Here is an 18,264-nt window from a genome sequence, read left to right as displayed (position 1 = left end):
CTATTTTCTATTTCTGATTTAATGCATTTCTATTGAAAAATAGCTGTAAATTTTTCGATATTTTCAATTTGAGCTTCAGTCATTATGGACCAATCATATTTCAATAATGGGATTTCATCCATGTTCGCTCTATTATCACATCTAATGTCTGACCGACCCGGAATAATGTAAGCATCTTTGACCAATCCTTGAGCCTTATCTGATAATAAGAAATCAATGAATAGACGTGCATTCTCTACATTTTGACTGGACTTCATAATCACTGCACCTCTGGGATTGACCACGGTTCCACTTGTAGGGTAGAGAATATCAATAGGCTCCCCCTTTGCTTTAGCAGAATAAGCCATATAATCTACGCCTGCTAAAACAGCACTTTTAGCACCGGTTAATACCGTTTCAAGCGCTTCTGTATTAGCACCATTCACGCTTGCATCGTTGTCCTTTAAAGCGCTAAATAATTGCCAGCCATCATCGCCATAATTGCAAATGTATCCTGATATAAAATCCATGCATGACCCTGAAAGTGTAGGATCTGGTAAATTGACTTTTCCAGTCCATTCAGAACCTGTATAGTCCTTCCAGTCTAACCCTGGATTTGTAACCAAGTTGGTGTTATACGTAATGCCTAAAGCCGATGCACTGTATCCAAATATATGAGAATCTTGATCCACAAAATTTGAATATAACTTTTCTTTGTTTTTCGCTTCAGGATAAGCCTGAGTCATACCAGCATCTTTAAGCCCCATAGCCGACGGCCATGATGCCAATACCACGACATCTGCAATTGGATTGTTTTTTTCCGCTTCTAATTTACTTAAAATTTTTCCTGATGTCGCTTGAAAAAGTTCCACTTTGATGCCCGTTTCAGCTTCAAAAGCTTCTGCAATACCAGTTGCTAATCCACCAGGTCCAGCGCTGTAGACAACCAGTGTCATTGACTTCGATTCTACTGGTTCTGAGGTTGGCTGTGAGACTGGCTGTGGCGCCACCACTGCATTGTTTGTATTTTCGCTTCCAGCTGTTGTAGCCTCTTTTGTAACTTGATTCTGCGCACAACCCGTAAATCCTGCAATTAAGATCACCATCATTAACAACAAACTTAAAATCTTCTTCATCTTCTTTCCCTCGCTTTTATTTCTCACTTATTATGGTTGACTCAGCCATGCCCCAAAGCACGATCGCTGAGTTTTATGTTAAACTTTTCAATTCACGAAAAGCTTAATCAATCTGCAAAACGTATTACATCCGAATGCTTAAAATAGAGGTCAATTCTATCTCCGAGTTGGCATCGCTTATTATGATAACTCATCCAATTGCCCATTTTTTCAATTTGAACAATCATTTCGTATTTATCACCAAGATAGGCTATACTTTGAACAACACCTGAGACTTTCTTATAAGGTCCAGTCGGATACAGCGCAAGCCTTTCAGGTCTAATGGCTTTAGTCCCACATTCAAACCAATTACTCTTCCCTACGAAGTCCATGACCAACTTACTTACAGGTCTATCATAGATGTCTTCAGGTGTACCCACTTGTAAAATATTGCCTTTATTCATAACTATAATTTGGTCAGACATGGACATGGCTTCTATCTGATCATGCGTCACATAAATCCCTGTTAAATTCATCTGTTTCACCATATTGCTAATTTCAAAGCGCATTTCGTCTCTCAGAACAGCATCCAATGCACTTAACGGCTCATCAAAGAGTACGATTTTAGGATTCGCAACTACAGCTCTTGCAAACGCTACTCTCTGCTGTTGTCCTCCAGAGAGCTGATCTGGATAACGCTTTGACATGCCCTCTAATCTAACGGTCTCCAAAATAGACTCAACTTTACGTTCAATTTCTACATGCATCTTTTTAGCTTTTAATGGAAATGCAATATTCTCAAAGACATTCATATGTGGCCAGAGTGCAAACTCTTGAAAAACCATGCCAATTTGCCTTTTTTGAGGCAAAACATTGATGTTTCTATCCCTTGAAAAAACACATTGATCATCAAAATAAATGTCACCTTGATCAGGTGTTTCCAATCCCGCTAAAATTTTAAGAAGTGTCGTCTTGCCACATCCAGATGGCCCAAGTAAAGACGTAAACTTCCCAGTTTGAATGATAACATTGATATTTTTTAAGGCATGAACTTCCCCATACCACTTGTTCAAGTTGACGATTTTAACATTCATACTGCCACCCACTCTTTTTTTACATTGCTTATTCTTGTTCATTATAGATTTTATATATTAACTTAATATTTACTCTGGGTTAACCTAGAGTTAAATAAACTTTGAAATAATCTCTATATCTATAGATTTTATCTATACCGAATTATTGTGGAGGGCATATGAATTATAGAAAATTAGAAATACTGGTTGCCATTGATAAGTTTAATAACATTACAAAAGCTGCTCATCATCTAAAGATTAAGCAGCCAACAGTAACTTTTCATATGAAGGGGCTAGAAGAAGAAACACAAACCAAACTCTTCCAAACCAATGCCAGTAAAACCGTCTTAACCAGTGCAGGGAAAGCCATTCTGTTTTATGCACAAAAAATTTTACAGCTTGCTGATGATGCTCAAAAAGTCGTTAAAGAATTTAACGATCCCGAAGGCTATCACATCACCATTGGTTCCAGCTCTGTACCGTCTATATATGTATTGCCTGAGATCATTGGCCTCTTCAAAAATACGCATCCAAATGCCATGGTTTCAATAACAGTAATGACCGCACCAGAAATTCAAACGCTGATCTCCAATTATGAGCTTTCGTTAGGGATTATTTCCTCCACGGATTTATTGCTTGAAAACATACCACACGAAAAATTATGTACGGACAAGATGGTCTTAATCTACGCCAAAGAAAATCCCTTGAATCAATACGCTGTTATTGACAAAGCTCATTTAGAAAATGAAAAATTTATTTTGCATACCCAAAATTCCACCACGCGTATGCTCACGGACAAATGGGCCACAGACCTCAACCTCAATATAAAAACTTCTGTGGAGATTAACTCAACTGAAGCCATAAAACGTGCTGTCATGTGCAATGTGGGCATTTCTATCCTATCTGAGCTCTCCGTCCGAGAAGAGATCGCCTCTGGCAAACTCGCTTATGCCTATCTGCCCGGTTATTCGCCCTCTCGCAATATCTATCTCGTTTATAACGAAGATCGCTATATGCCAGAAGTGCTTAAGGATTTTATTAAACTTCTTAAACATCAGCTTTCGGAAACTTCACATCCTGCATAGGTTCTTAGGGCTCACTCTATTTTCAATTATCCGCTTGAGGCGTTTGACAGTCACAGACACATTTAATATAATACTTCTATTACGATAAAATACAACTTATTACACGTTTTTATAGTGGAAAGGAGAACGACTTATGTCAATGATGAAGATAAATGGCATCCATTTGAATGTAGACATCAGTGGAAAAGATTGCTTTAGACTGTAGAGGTCATGGTAAATCTGATAAACCAGAAGTCCTCAACAGCTCTCTGACACAAAAAGAAACCTTGGCTGCAAATAAGGCCTTGGAGCATTTTGACTTTCGCTCCAATCTTCCCAAAATTACAGCTAAAACCCTTGTTATAAGTGGTAAGTATGACGGCCTTAATTCCCCTGCTGAAGGCAAATTATGTGCCGCTCTAATTCCCAATGCAACTTTTATAGAGATGCAACATTCCGGCCATGTCCCTATGCTCGAAGAAAGAGCATTATTGAGTAGCATTATAGATGAATTTCTAGAAGAATAAGTAACCTAAAAAAGCTTTAGACCATAGCATAGAGTTCATTAATTCTGCTGATCATCGCATTGAGTTCCTCAATTTAAGCTCTAATATTTTTGTTCATATACACCTCTGCTTTTTAGTCCCGAATCGCATTATGTTAGTTTAGTACGATTTAGGACTATTGTCAACTGTCTTTTTGCTTAAATTATTGGCCCTTTTATTCAAATTTGTGGTCTATAAAAAAACTACCAAGAGTCAGCACATCCGACTATTGGTAGTTTCAAAAATTTTATTAAATCAACTTAGATCACTTGATATTCCAAAAGCAATTTCATTATATCCGTGTTTTGAATTTTACCGACTAGCCCTGCTAACATCATTCTTTGTTCAGGCGTCATATTTAGATCGGTTATTTTCTTACCATCATTTATTTTGACAGTTGCATCTAAAAGGTCTCTCACATCATAGACACTGCCCCAAACTTCAGGAACACCTCTGTCGATGTCAAGTAGCGTATACACAGACTCCATTGCCGTTCTAACAGAATACTCCGTCGTAAAGATCGTATCACGTTTGGTCTCGGCAAATTGACCTAGGAAAGCAAAGTTAACACTGCCCTTAGGCACAACATCAGGTCGATCACCTTTGCTACGCGGCATGAAGAATGCCGTAATATAAGGCATCATACATGGAATACAGTTTGCACTGTTTTCTGCCAGATCATCAATTTGATCCACTGGAACACCCATGTGATAGAGCCATTCCATACAAATCTCTTTACCTGTACATTCGAGCATTGTCTTTTTAACGTAATTGCCTGGTTTATCACTAAATAGGCCGTAAATCCAACCTACTAATTGACCCTCTGGTTGATTTCTAAACTGTGGTTGTCTGTTGAACGTCCAGCTTAAGAGCCAATTTGAATCCGTTGCAGTGACAATTCCACCCGTTACCACTTTGCCACTAAAGGGATCTCTTTGACAGATTTTTTCGATATAAGGGGGAATGCGGTCATCAAATGTCGTAACGGTTGCAGACATCCAGTTGGTTTGCTCTGGTGCACTACAGAATTTATCTGGATTTCCGAAAGCTTTATCCTGGGCTGCTATTTTACGCCACATATCCCAGCCGCCGCCTTCTTTCAATTCAGGGGTGTAGTTAACCGGTGTGTTTTGATCCCCTAATGTTGCATTTTCAACACAGCCGCCGTTTGTAATAAAGACGAGGTCATTCTCCGTTAAATCTTGTTCAACCGTTTTGCCCTCTTGGATATAATGTAATTTTTTTGCTGCTTTTTTATCTTTGCCTATTTCAAATTCAACATTGACAACATGTGTATTGTAATGAAATTTAACATTATGTCCTTCTAAATACTTAACCATTGGCAAGATCAAAGATTCATATTGATTGTACTTTGTGAAACGAAGTGCCTTAAAATCAGGTAGACCACCGATATGATGAATGAAACGTTTGATATAAAGTTTCATTTCTAGAGCACTGTGCCAATTTTGGAATGCAAACATGGTGCGCCAGTACATCCAAAAGTTTGAGTCCAATACCTCTGCATCGAATAATTCATCTATACGTTTATCCTGTAAAGCTTCATCTGGTGTGAAGAAAAGTTTCATGATTTGCATAGCGCCCTTATCTGACAAATTAAACTTACCCTCTGTATGTGCATCTTCACCTTGATTCAAAGTTGCACGCATTAAAGAATAGTTAGGATCACTTTTGTTGAGCCAGTAATATTCATCTAGAACTGTGACGCCTTCCGTTTCAATGGAAGGGATTGATTTCATCAAATCCCACATGCATTCAAAATGATTGTCCATTTCTCTACCGCCACGCATAACATAACCCAGATTATTAAATTCATAACCATCGCATGCGCCACCAGATAAATCTGTTTTCTCTAAAATATGAACATTTTCACCTTTCATTTGACCATCGCGCACTAAAAAACACGCTGCTGATAGAGAAGCAAGTCCAGCCCCCACTAAATAAGCCGATTTATGATCCACACCCTCTGGTTTTAATGGACGTGCAAAAGATTCATAATTACCACTGCTATAATACATAAGTTCCTCCTTGTAATAATTAATTTTTAGACTCAATCACTTTAGTGACCGTTTCTATAATCTAAATTTAACATTTCAAGAATTCCCCTACAACAGACAAATTCATACATGTGTCTAGTTTTTATACAAAGTTATATCAATGTATGACTTTCAGTAGTGCATTTATGGTTTCATAATCTATGGGGATTTCCGATACTGAAAAATAACATCGCCTTCTGCCGTATGTAATATATCTCGATTCTCTTTGATACAATCATTTTCACCATAAGGATTATAAGAGACATAACTCATCTTCATACCTCTTTAATCCACTTAACACTTGACCATCATTTTATAATTTGCTACAATAATACATAGTAATCCGATGCATTGATTCGCTATGTATCATTCTGAAAGGAGCATCCTATGAATAAAGAACTGCTTAAAGGCACTACTGATATGATGATTCTCAAAGCACTGGATCGTCAGCCCATGTATGGCTATGGCATGATTAAACATTTTGAAATCATGTCAAATGGTGTTTTTTCACTAAAAGAAGGGACTTTATACCCTATTTTACATGCCTTAGAAAAAAAAGAGCATATTGAATCCTACTGGGATAATATTGAAGGTCGAAAACGAAAATACTATAAGATCACAGATAAGGGTAGAAAAAACCTAAATGAAAGGCAAAGTGAATGGCAAGATTTCACAGTTGCTATGAAATTATTAATGGAGTAACAGGGAGATAAGTCATGATAAAGGACTCGACAGAAGTTAAATCAACAATTGAATCACTCCAAGTGGAGGATATTTTAAATCATGAAAGTGTGATTGCTTTTATACAAAAAGTGTTAGACCAAGTGTATACAGAGGACGAAGGCAAAGTCATAAAAGATGAACTTCTGGATCACTTGTACAGCCTCGCAGAAGATTATATGAACGCCGGACACTATAAAGAAGCCTCTATTCGAAAAGCATTGCTCCAAATGGGTGATCCTTCTGAAATTGGTTACAGTTTCACAGATTATGACGGCATGAAACGCAGAAAATTTTTACGCATTGGCTTAAAAGTATTGGCATCCATTCTTATACTTGCCACACTTGGATCCGTCATGATTTTTTCGGGTGCTTCCACTGAGCCTAAAATAGATGGACCTCGATCCTTTGGCGATTTATGGACGATGCTATTTTATTGTCTATATTTCCCGATAATGATCTATTCCAATTTTCAGACACAAGGGTTCACTGGTATGAATGGTATTCCTGTCCATCAACTTAAAATCTCACAAGATCCCCTATTGGTATTATGGGCCTATAAAAAGAGATTTCCATGGGAGTATTTTTTTATTTCAATCTTCTTTATCCCAATCATTTTAGTCTTTATGGTTATCTTTGCTTACGAAGGCAACAATATTTTCCTCATGATTGGATTTATCGTCACAATCGCATTTTCAATTTGGTTATTCATCCACAGTGAGAAATATCGGATTCCTAAGTATTTAATCCTTGAAGATGGTATCGTTATAAAAAACAGATTTGTGTCTTGGACGGCGATAGATCGCATCTCTTGGTCGAGAGATTATATGGCCTCAAATGAAAAGCACTATAAATTGATTATTGAGCACATCCATAAATTGCCCAATAACAATGCCAAGATGAGCCCCATGACCATAAAAAAGAGCATCGATGTCAATGCCAATCAATATCATCAAGTCATATCCATTTTAAGGGAGCGTGTATAGATGAATTATAGTGACTATCTGTTATCCTACAAGATTTATAAAAAAAGAGTCTTTAGATTCGTTTTACTCAACATTTGCCTTTTTATAGGTGTATTGATATTTCATAGAGAGACTTGGCACGACCGCTTCATTATGACGGTGTGGATTGTATTATTGGTCATGATCATTACACATTTTGTAAAAAAATTATTCAAAGTAAGTCAAATGCGCTTAAAAGAAATTGAACAAACAGTAGGAAATGAACCCATTTATCATTGTGTAGACAATTTTATAGGTATTGTCAAAGGCAACATTTGGAATTATAAGGCTTTACTTTTAGTTTATAGTCTATTCCTATTATTTGTGCTGGTGTTTCTATATTATGAATTGTTGTCAAGTCTAGTCCTAGTTGTCATTTTAGGGACAATGCATCTGGTCTTTATGATGCCCATTGTTTTTGCTCTGAATCGATTAGGCACTTCTGCTTGTTTCTTCACTTCTAAAACACTCATTGTGAATAGAACGACCCTTATCGCTTATGAACACATAAAAAAATACCAGTTTATCGAACTTATAAAAGGCGGCTATTATTTAGATATCAATTCAATAGAGGGTTTCGCAAGGCTAAAGATTGATGAAGCTCAATATACAGACATAAAAAACCTGATCTCAAATCATGCTTGAGATCAGGTTTTTTTCATTAGACGACGTACTCCATTTATACCACTTGCTTTTCTTTAACTTTATCTACTGTGCAAGTTACAGATTTTTCTTGATCCCAACACTCTGCATTAAAAAGACCTTCTATAGACTTTGAATTGAAGACAGGATCTATTCCAGCTCTTCTCTGAGCAATATAATCTGCAACTACTTTTGAAACAACCTTTCTCAACTTAAAGATCACCAAAAGATTCATAATAGCCATCAATCCCATAAATAGATCCGCCATACTCCAAACGATATCTAACGAAGACATTGATCCCCATAATATCATGCCTAATACAGCAAGTCTGAACACAGTTAAGAGTGTTTTACTCCCATTCATAAACTCAATATTAGACTCTCCATAATAGTAATTTCCAAGGATAGAACTATATGCAAATAAGAATATACAGGTTGCAATGAAAATATTACCCCAAGCACCTACTTGTGATGTTAAAGCACCTTGAGTTAATTGTATACCTGTAAGACCAGCACTTTCTGGAATATCAGAAACGAATATGATGAATGCTGTTGAACTACAGATCACAATTGTATCCAGAAAGACACCAAATACTTGCATAATCGCTTGCTTAACAGGATGACTTACTTCTGCTGTTGCCGCTGCATTAGGGGCACTTCCCATACCCGCCTCATTTGAGAATAAACCTCTTTTGATCCCCATCATAATAGTAGCGCCAAGCCCTCCGCTTGCAACTTGTTTAAAACCAAAAGCACCTTCAAAAATCATTTTAAATACATTTGGAAGTTCTGAAATATTTTTAAATACGACGAAAAATGCCACTAATACATATGCAACGGCCATCACAGGAACGATCACTTCTGTCACTCTTGCAATTCGGCTGACGCCACCAAATATAACCAAAGTTGTCAGTACAATCAAAATGCCTGCGCCCCATATTTTTTCTAAACCAAATGCACCTTCAAATGACGAAATAATTGTATTGGCTTGAACAGAGTTAAATACAAGACCAAATGAGATGGTAATCAATATCGAAAATACGATCCCTAAATTCCTCTTTCCAAGTGCTTTTTCCATGTAGTAGGCTGGACCACCTCGGTAACCCTCTTTATCTTTTACTTTATAAATTTGCGCCAATGTATTTTCAACGAAACTCGATGCTGAACCCAAAAGTGCAATCACCCACATCCAAAATATGGCACCTGGACCTCCAACTGTAACCGCAATGGCAACCCCTGCTAAATTACCTGTGCCCACGTGAGATGCAACACTTAAGCAAAATGCTTGAAATGATGAAATGCTTGACTTCCCCTTTTCTTTTGAGGTCTTATTCCCGCCACCTAAAATTTTAAATGTGTCTCCAAAAAATCTAAATTGTGAAAATTTAAGATATATAGTAAAGTAGATCCCCACTGCTATCAATAAAAAGATCAATACATACGACCAAAGTATATTATTGCTAAATGCTACGAAATCATTGATAAAATTCAACATAAAATTATTCCCCTTTTATTTTATTTTGCTTTTACACTTTAAACTGCCAACTTAAAAAATACTGAGTTCAAGCGCCTTAGAAAGCGCCTCCATAACTTTTATCCCAGCAACACTATTGCCGTGTTTATCAAGTGCTGGGCCAACAACTGCTATACCCATTCGATTTGGAACAACGCCCATGATACAGCCGCCCACACCACTTTTAGCGGGAATGCCCACATCAACTGAAAATTTTCCAGAAGAATCATACAAGCCACAAGCAGACATCGTCGCTTTTATAATGCGGTTGACATCTTTTGGAATGATCACTTCATTAGACCATGGCGCTATTCCATTATTGGCAATCACAGAGGCTATTTTCGCGATATCCTCAACTTCCACCTCAATAGAACAGCACTTGAAATAGGTGTCCAATATATCTTCTACATCTTTCTCTATAATCCCAGCGCCCTTGAGAAAGTAGGCAATTGCTCGATTGGTATTGCCGGTTAATTTTTCAGATCTAAAAACAGAATAATTGACTTCTATAGAGTCGTTATTTGCCAATTTCCGAATCATATTAAGAATTCTCGTGAACTTTTCTATGCCGTTATCCCCAGCCACAAGAGAAGTACAGACAATGGCGCCTGCGTTGATAAATGAATTTAAGGGCTTATGATTCTCTACAATTTCTAGCTTTAATAACGAGTTAAAAGGGTCCGAGGAAGGTTCATTACCCACTTTAGAAAACACGGCTTCTTTGCCATTATCAATCAGTGCACATATCAGCGTTATTACTTTTGAAACGCTCTGAATCGTAAACTTAGTTTGATAGTCCCCTTCTAAAATCAAATTGCCACTTGTATCAAAGATACACGCCCCGAGCGCATCTCGATTCCCCTTTGCAAGCTCTGGAATATAAGATGCCACTTCCCCAAGCTTTGTCGCATCTCGACTATTTTCGATTGCATTTTTTAAAGCTGTTTTTTCCATTATTACCTCCTGTTCAATTTCTAACACCTCACTATATTTTGCAAGATGTATGCCAAGATGTGATTATACTGAAATGGAGGTATTGGATAACTTTTTGGTAACAACTGTGACTCATATGTAAAATATCGCACACAAAAAGTGCTCGAAATCAAACAAAACGTTCGATTTCGAGCACTTTTACGATAGTGCCCTATCTTCATAGTACTTTTTCATTCTTCTGTTGAGCGCATGCCTCGAAATGCCTAAGAGTTTGGAAGTGGCACTAAAATTGTCCTTAGACAGTTCTAACGCCTTTGAAATATAGTATTTTTCAAGGTCTGCCACTTGCTCTTCTAGAGAAAAGCCCTCTTCTATAAACACATTTTCCGCTTTGAGGATTGCCGAGCCACTCTCTTTCGAACTTTGATTTTGGACTTCATTGGGAAGAAGCTTGACATCAATATAATCTAAATCATTGAGAATCACGATCCGTTCTATGATATTTTTAAGTTCTCTGATATTGCCAGGCCATTGATAAGAAAGCATGCGTTCAAAGGCATTACTGGTAAAACCCTTGAAATTTTTTTTGAATTTGATGTTGTAAATCTCTAAAAAATACTTTGAAAGTTCAAGGAGATCAACCTTTCTTTCTCGAAGGGGTGGCAAATGAATGGGCACCACATTTAATCTATAATACAAATCTGCTCTGAACTCTTTTTTCGCAATGGCTTCTTCCAAATTTTTATTTGTGGCTGCTATAATTCTAATATCCACCTCAATTTCTTCAAGACCTCCAATGCGATTAAACTTTCTCGTCTCCAAAAATCTAAGCATTTTTGATTGAATATCCAGTGGCATTTCCCCAAGTTCATCTAAAAATAAAGTCCCCCCTTGTGCCATTTCCAAAAGACCTTTCTTCCTTGAATTTGCACCGCTAAAAGCATTCTTTTCGAATCCGAAGAGTTCACTTTCCAAAAGTTGCTTAGGGATTGCTGCACAGTTAACACTGAGCATTAAAAAATCTTTCCGAGCACCATTTTTGTGTATATAATTGGCCACAACCTCTTTACCCGTTCCTGTTTCACCACCAATTAATGCAGTTACAGAGTCATTTTCAGCTAGAATAGTCATTCTTTTTTTGATATCTTCCATGATGGGGTCTTTACTGATGAATGTATCTTCCGCTTTCATCTCTTTTTCTTCATAAAGCTTCAACTTTTTCTTCATACTTTGACTTGCGATTGCCCTTGAAATATTCACTTGAATTTCATCAAGATCCAATGGTTTTTTGATATAATCTGTAGCGCCCAGTTTTATAGCTTCAATAGCGGTATTAATATCTGCATAGGCCGTCATGATGATGATTTCCACATACTCATCAGTCTGCTTGATTTTTTTAGCAACTTCTAAACCACTTTCGGACTTTAACTTCATATCGAGTAAAATGACATCTGGTTCAAATTGTTTTAATTTGACGATGGCGTCACTGCCATCAGCCGCCGTTTCCGTGTCATATCCGAGGTCGCTAAGGCCTTCTCCGAGCGTTAATCTCATGATTTCTTCATCATCAATTATCAGAATTTTTGTATGCATTATGCGCTCCTATACATGGGTAAATAAATTTTAACGACAGTGCCTACAGCTTCTATGCTATCAATCTCAATGTTGCCCTTGTTTGAAATAATCAACTTATGAACCACTGAAAGGCCTAATCCTGTTCCGGTCTCTCTCGTCGTAAAAAAAGGATCAAAAATGGTATTCATATTTTCCTTCTTGATGCCAGAGCCATTGTCTTCAAATAAAACCAACACCCCTTGCCCGTCCTCTTTGTCGAAATACTCTACCGCGATCTCAAGCTTCCCTTTTAGTTCAATGGCATCCAGTGCATTTGCTATGATGTTTAAAAAAACCTGAATAAGCTGTCCCTTGTCAAAGAGCACTTGTATGCCTCTCATTTGATCCTTCATGTGGATTAAAGCCATTTTTTCTCTGATTCTTTTTTCTGAAAAAAGAAGTGCTCTGTCGATCACTTCAAATACATCTACAATTTGAGCTTTTGGGATTTTAGGCTTTGAAAAATTCAAAAGGTCCGTCATGAGCAAATCTAACCGATCCGTCTCTTTAATCATCGCTTCAAATATATCTTGTTCTGAGGTTTCAAGGTGCTCGCTTAAGCGCTTGTTGAGGATTTGAGCCCCCATTTTTATGCCCGAAAGTGGATTTCTTATTTCATGAACCAAAGCCGCCGACAACTGTCCAAGCGAAGCTAGTCGATCTATGCGCTCCACATTTTCTTCTATTTTTTTTCTGCTGGTAATGTCGTTAAAACTGCAAATCACACCAACAAATTCTCCAGAAGAGCGCTTCATCAACGCTGTGGTTATATCGAGATAAATGGCTGCCTTCGTGTTATATTCATTGAAATAAGCGACTCTATTGATAGAATCCATACGCTCTATGGTTTCATTGATCTGCATCATCAATGTTCTAATGATCTTAGGCTTTTCCTTATCGAGGCACATGACCCGTTCAATCATCTGCATTGCAAAATCATTACAGTTCCTAATTTCACCGACTTCATTTGTCGTTATTATACCCGTTGAAATACTCTGCAGTATATCTTCGTTGAACTTTTTCATCTGTAAAAACCGATTACTCCCTATTGCAATTTGTGCCTTCATTTCATTGAAAGCTTGACCCAAGAGCCCCAGTTCGTCTTCGCGTTTGATCTCTATATCATTTTTAAAGTTACCCGCTATGATATCATTATAACCTTCAAGTAATATGGATACGGGTTTAGAAAGACTGTCAGACGCAAGCAAAATGACTTTTAATGTAATTAGAATCGAAATAATAATTAAGATGAGATAGGGTTTATAAAGTTCTAGAACATCAAAGCATATGGCGCGTTTATCTATTACGATATAGACCCCCGTGTTTAAATTTTCATAAGTTCTATTTCTGATCTCGTATCTTTGAGGCGCTTTGTATCTACTTTTCATTTCATCTATACTTAAGTTGACGTTTGCCTGATTAGAATATAGAAGTTTATCACCTTCGTAGGCATAAACCTCTAACGGATCCAGCACAGTCAACTCGCTTATAAGCCTCTGTTTTGTATAAAAATCAGATTCGATCTGACGCGTTCTTTCTTCAATCAAGTTAAAGGCATGCTCTATTTTTTCCACATGATTCTCATAAGATAATCTTTGCATGCTCACAAAGAACAAAACACTTAACAGGATTGTCGGCACTATCATCAACACTAAAATAGGCAATACGATTTTCCTTTGAAGCTTTAATTTCATATAAATTACCGCAGCTTTCTCTTTTGTTTGTTACATAAATGAATTATATCAAATTATGACACATTGTCACACCCCTAGTCTATTGAGATATACTGAATCAGATTTATTTAACGCATCTCTCACCCATATGTTATAATAATTGTGCGTCATTTTATGGAGGTGTCTGTGTGATCAAACGATTGAATAACAAGGTCCTAAAAATCCTTTTAACGATCCTTATTATTGTTTTTCTTATTTTAAACATTTATGAGCACACTTATCAAACGCTCTTACAGAATGATTATACAGCTTCATTTGATCACTCTGTTGAGCAATACAATCTTTCCATTTCAGATTTCTTTTCTAATCTTGAAAGTGCTGCTGAAATGCTGTCAAAAAACGAATTGATTCAATATGTATCAGATGATCCCGAAAAATATTACGAATCCACACTTGAACTCTTAAAAAATTTTTACCAAGTATATGATGCCACTGCATTTGCTTATTTTACACCTGAAAAAAAAATTTTTGGTACTCAAAAACTGATTTCATGGCCTGACACGTCAGAAGAACTTTCAAACACGTCGTGGGAAGCAGAGCAAAGACCATGGTATATCAATGCGATTAATTCAAATCCTGCCTTTGTTTGGACTAAACCTTATATCGATACGACCACAAATAAACATGTGATCACAGGTTCCAAAACGGTTATAGACAAAGCACAAAAATTTAAAGGTGTTTTAGCAATCGATATTTATCTTGATGACTTATCTGAGAAAATTAACGCTTTAAAAAAATACAATGAGGGTTCTGTTTTTATCGTATTAAAAATGGATGATCAACATTTTTTTACCATTGATAGCGCGGATAACGTGATCTCCAAAACACTTTTCACAGACGACCTCATTCATCAAATTTACCAAAATGAATCCGCTTCGCTATATTTTGAAAATAAATCCAGCCATTATTACATCTCATATGCCACAAATCCTATTACAGGCTGGAAAGTCATCGGCGTCATTGATCCATACAAGTTTACAAAGGCTACGACAAACCTCATCATCAATCTAGTAGCCAGTATTGTCACCATTTTCCTAATAACCCTCTTCAGCGTGCTTTACATCAAAAAACAGATTGGCAGTACAATACAAACATTAAGCGGTTCTATTCTCGCTACGGAAGATAAGCCCATTGCACATCCTAGTCAAATTAAACTGGAATCTGAAGACCTTATGTTCGAGAAATCAACGTCCCACATTAATCTTCTATTTTACATTGAAGCAGAAAAAGAGAATATAAGAAGCCTCCTTAATGATATAGACGCGCTAAGCATCACCAAGATCAAAGCGATTAACCTTTCACTCACAAAACTTGCCCGTTATAAAAACGGTCTCAATTTATCGCTCAAATCACACGAAATACAAGTGATTAGCATCAATCATTTTTTGTTAGAATTAAAAGAACAGATGCGTGTTTTACGCCAAAAATCCATTGCTGTGGATATAGACGCCGAATTTAATCGATTTGAGACGCTTATTATATCCAGCTTCTAATGCTCGATTATGCCTTTAAATAGTGTCCATTAATGCCTTAATTTTTTCTTTTTCTTCCAATGATAGTGTGTCTTCTAATGCCGTACGCTCTCTATCATTTGGAGCAAGAAATTCTTGCTGTAAGCGTTCATTTTGTATTTTTATTTCTGCCATGAGCTCCCTTGCCGATAACAAGGCACATCCAGCACCTCTTATGATCACTTGCTGAAGTCCATCTGAAGTGGCCACAGTGATATGATATTTATGCTGATTGGTATGTGCGAATTTTTCAATATAATGATCTGCGGTTTGCGCCTCTCCTGTGAAAACCACATGGATGTTATGATAAGCTTCGATGGACTCTTGGCGCCCTTCAACACGGTAAGCATCAAATACGGCGATGATATGACACTTGCGTATCCCTTGATAATTACTCAAGATATCCAATAATTTCAACCTAGCCGCATCCATATTTTCATTTGCGAGTGCCTTTAAATCAGGCCATGCGAATAAAATATTGTACCCATCCACGAGCAAATATTCTTCTGAGGTTTCTTTTGGCTTTCTGATCGTTGGCCGCACAGTGGATTCATAAAAGGTTTCGCGACTCTTGGTGTGCTTTTTCCAAACCGATTTTCTGCCTTGATTCGCATTATAAGTACTGTTGATAATCTGATTGATCTCTGCTAAACTCAACCATTCGGTTTCACTCGGCAACGTCAATACTTCTAAGACCTCTTTAATTTCAGGTTTAGAAGGTTTAAGATGCGCTGCCACATGCATATAATTTTTAACATCATCCCAAGGCACCGTAAATCCAGACCCATGTGTACAGAAAACAGACCCTGTGGGATTCTCAAAATCTCTTTCAGGTTCATAAGCCATCTGCTCTATAATAGCTTCTGCATTATGACAGGTATCGTATCCTTCTAAGGTCAAGAATAATTGCCCGCGTCCTTTGGCATAAGCAATCACTTCCTTTTGATAATTGCGCATCGTCGCAACAGGTGCTCGCCCTTTGATCACGGCAATTTCACCATCAGTCTGTGCAATTTCACAAGTGCCGTGCATGTTCTCCACATCGGTCATGGCTCTGCCCACTAGATTTTCAGGCAGTTCTAATTGGAATGCATAGTAGGGTTCCAGTAAAATAGATTCAGCTTCCATTAGGCCCTGCCTTACAGCACGATAAGTAGCCTCTCTAAAATCCCCACCTTCAGTATGCTTATTATGCGCACGGCCAGAGACCAAGGTAATCTTCATATCCGTAATCATTGAGCCTGTGAGAACGCCTCTATGTGCTTTCTCTCGAAGGTGTGATAATACTAACCTTTGCCAGTTTTTTTCTAAAATTTCTTCATTACAAATCGATGTGAATTGAAGCCCGCTCCCCTTTGCACTGGGTTCAAGCAAAAGATGGACTTCTGCATAATGTCTCAAGGGTTCAAAGTGACCAACACCTTCAACCACATGGACTATTTTTTCCTTATAGACAATCCGACCTTCTCCAAAAGTCACCCACACATTAAACCGGTCCATGATGAGCGATTGTAATATCTCCAGTTGAACTTCTCCCATGATTTGAACTTTGATTTCTTTCAGTTCTTCTTCCCATACGAAATGAAGTTCTGGCGCTTCTTCTTCAAGCACTTTGAGGTTTGGAAGCATCATGCGCGCGTCTATACCATCCGGTAATACCATTTTATAGGATAAAACAGGTTCCAAAATAGGCTCACTTGACGCGCCTTCTATCCCAATACCGGCTCCAGGTTTAGTCTGGCTAAGACCTGTGACCGCACAAATAGCACCTGCTTTAAGCGCAGTTACCACTTCGTATTTTTGTCCTGAATAAATGCGAATCTGGTTGACCTTCTCTTCCCAATCCTCACTTTTTATAGCATCTTTTACCTTGAGTGTGCCGCCTGTTATCTTCATATGTGTTAACCGATTGCCTTGTTCATCTCTTGAGATCTTATAGATTTTTGCGCCAAACGGATCTGCGTAAATAGGCAATTTTACATACGCTTTAATACCCTTCATGAAAAATGCCACACCTTCAAGTTTTAATGCCGAACCCAAAAAAACAGGAAATAGACTTCGGTTTTGAATCCCTTCACAGATATGTTTATCACTTACCGTTCCTTTTTCAAGATACACTTCCATTAAGGACTCCTCACATAGCGCAAGTGCCTCAAAAAACGACTCTGTCTTCACTTCACTGAACTCTATACACCCCTCTCCCAAGGTCCTCTTGATCTCATGGATAAGTGCATTTTTATCGGTTCCCTTTTGATCCATCTTATTGACGAATATAAACGTTGGAATCTTATAGATTTCCAGCAATCTCCACAAAGTCTTTGTGTGTCCTTGCACACCATCTGCCCCGCTGATCACCAAAATAGCGTAATCAAGCACTTGCAAAGTTCTCTCCATTTCAGCAGAAAAATCCACATGTCCTGGTGTATCCAGCAAAGTGATTTCTGTATCTTCTATATTAAAAATAGCCTGTTTGGAAAAGATTGTGATGCCCCTAGCTTTTTCAAGTTCATAAGTATCTAGATACGCATCTTTATTATCAACACGTCCCATTTGACGTATTTTACCACTTAAAAAAAGCATGCTCTCTGATAAAGTTGTCTTCCCTGCATCCACATGTGCAAGTATACCCACTACTAATTTTTTCATTTTAGATTTCAAATCCTTTATATATATGTCTTATGAGCCATTTGATTTCCTCTAAGCTCCTCTAACATCATATCAATTACTTGTGTTTTACACAACACTGTTTATACAACCCAATACA

General features: G+C 37.5%; 14 protein-coding genes. 6 read left to right on the top strand and 8 right to left on the bottom strand.

Translation table 11 applies throughout. The annotated features are described in order from the left end of the window. Positions 1–29 precede the first annotated feature (29 nt). The gene (locus F3D3_RS18890) at positions 30–1,115 is read right to left on the bottom strand and encodes an ABC transporter substrate-binding protein (protein WP_084389168.1); all 1,086 of its coding nucleotides are present in this window, start codon (positions 1,113–1,115) and stop codon (positions 30–32) included. Positions 1,116–1,222: 107 nt separating this feature from the next. After that, positions 1,223–2,230: an ABC transporter ATP-binding protein gene (locus tag F3D3_RS18885; RefSeq protein ID WP_242877170.1), complete on the bottom strand. Its 1,008-nt coding sequence runs from the start codon at positions 2,228–2,230 to the stop codon at positions 1,223–1,225. 116 nt (positions 2,231–2,346) lie between these two features. Between F3D3_RS18885 and F3D3_RS18880 the strand changes: the two genes are divergently transcribed. Next, positions 2,347–3,252, top strand: a complete 906-nt coding sequence (locus tag F3D3_RS18880) for a LysR family transcriptional regulator (protein ID WP_069875995.1) — start codon at positions 2,347–2,349, stop codon at positions 3,250–3,252. A 179-nt stretch (positions 3,253–3,431) separates the two neighbouring features. Then, entirely contained in the window at positions 3,432–3,758 is a 327-nt protein-coding gene (locus F3D3_RS18875) for an alpha/beta fold hydrolase (protein WP_069875994.1), read from the top strand. Between the two features lie 278 nt (positions 3,759–4,036). Here the strand turns inward: F3D3_RS18875 and F3D3_RS18870 are convergent, their stop codons facing one another. Further along, entirely contained in the window at positions 4,037–5,812 is a 1,776-nt protein-coding gene (locus tag F3D3_RS18870) for an oleate hydratase (RefSeq protein ID WP_069875993.1), read from the bottom strand. A 405-nt stretch (positions 5,813–6,217) separates the two neighbouring features. Here F3D3_RS18870 and F3D3_RS18865 point away from each other — a divergent pair, with 405 nt between their 5' ends. From F3D3_RS18865 to F3D3_RS18855, 3 genes are read left to right on the top strand one after another with little or no spacing between them, the layout of a single operon-like run. Then, a complete protein-coding gene (locus tag F3D3_RS18865) occupies positions 6,218–6,532 on the top strand; it encodes a PadR family transcriptional regulator (protein WP_069875992.1) in 315 nt (104 codons plus the stop codon). Positions 6,533–6,546: 14 nt separating this feature from the next. Further along, complete coding sequence (locus tag F3D3_RS18860) at positions 6,547–7,536, top strand: permease prefix domain 1-containing protein (RefSeq protein WP_069875991.1); 990 nt, start codon at positions 6,547–6,549, stop codon at positions 7,534–7,536. Continuing rightward, positions 7,537–8,199 carry a hypothetical protein gene (locus F3D3_RS18855; protein ID WP_069875990.1) on the top strand — a complete coding sequence of 221 codons (663 nt, stop codon included), beginning with the start codon at positions 7,537–7,539 and terminating at the stop codon, positions 8,197–8,199. Positions 8,200–8,233: 34 nt separating this feature from the next. On the opposite strand, the gene F3D3_RS18850 is transcribed toward F3D3_RS18855, so the two are convergent. The 4 genes from F3D3_RS18850 to F3D3_RS18835 all read right to left on the bottom strand — a co-directional run bounded on the left by F3D3_RS18850 (position 8,234) and on the right by F3D3_RS18835 (position 13,950). Beyond that, entirely contained in the window at positions 8,234–9,688 is a 1,455-nt protein-coding gene (locus tag F3D3_RS18850; RefSeq protein WP_069876018.1) for a sodium:alanine symporter family protein, read from the bottom strand. A 54-nt stretch (positions 9,689–9,742) separates the two neighbouring features. Beyond that, positions 9,743–10,663 carry a glutaminase A gene (glsA, locus tag F3D3_RS18845; protein ID WP_069875989.1) on the bottom strand — a complete coding sequence of 307 codons (921 nt, stop codon included), beginning with the start codon at positions 10,661–10,663 and terminating at the stop codon, positions 9,743–9,745. Between the two features lie 177 nt (positions 10,664–10,840). Then, complete coding sequence (locus tag F3D3_RS18840; RefSeq protein WP_069875988.1) at positions 10,841–12,235, bottom strand: sigma-54 dependent transcriptional regulator; 1,395 nt, start codon at positions 12,233–12,235, stop codon at positions 10,841–10,843. Beyond that, a complete protein-coding gene (locus F3D3_RS18835) occupies positions 12,235–13,950 on the bottom strand; it encodes a HAMP domain-containing sensor histidine kinase (protein WP_069875987.1) in 1,716 nt (571 codons plus the stop codon). The genes F3D3_RS18840 and F3D3_RS18835 overlap by 1 nt, the downstream gene beginning before the upstream one ends. Before the next feature lie 167 nt (positions 13,951–14,117). Here F3D3_RS18835 and F3D3_RS18830 point away from each other — a divergent pair, with 167 nt between their 5' ends. Continuing rightward, complete coding sequence (locus tag F3D3_RS18830) at positions 14,118–15,482, top strand: cache domain-containing protein (RefSeq protein WP_069875986.1); 1,365 nt, start codon at positions 14,118–14,120, stop codon at positions 15,480–15,482. Positions 15,483–15,497: 15 nt separating this feature from the next. Here F3D3_RS18830 and F3D3_RS18825 read toward each other — a convergent pair whose 3' ends face one another. Then, entirely contained in the window at positions 15,498–18,146 is a 2,649-nt protein-coding gene (locus F3D3_RS18825; RefSeq protein ID WP_069875985.1) for a translation factor GTPase family protein, read from the bottom strand. Between the last annotated feature and the right edge of the window lie 118 nt (positions 18,147–18,264).

The organism is Fusibacter sp. 3D3 (genome assembly GCF_001748365.1).
Taxonomy (GTDB): Bacteria; Bacillota; Clostridia; order Peptostreptococcales; family Acidaminobacteraceae; genus Fusibacter_A.
This window is presented reverse-complemented; position numbering and strand designations above follow the sequence as displayed.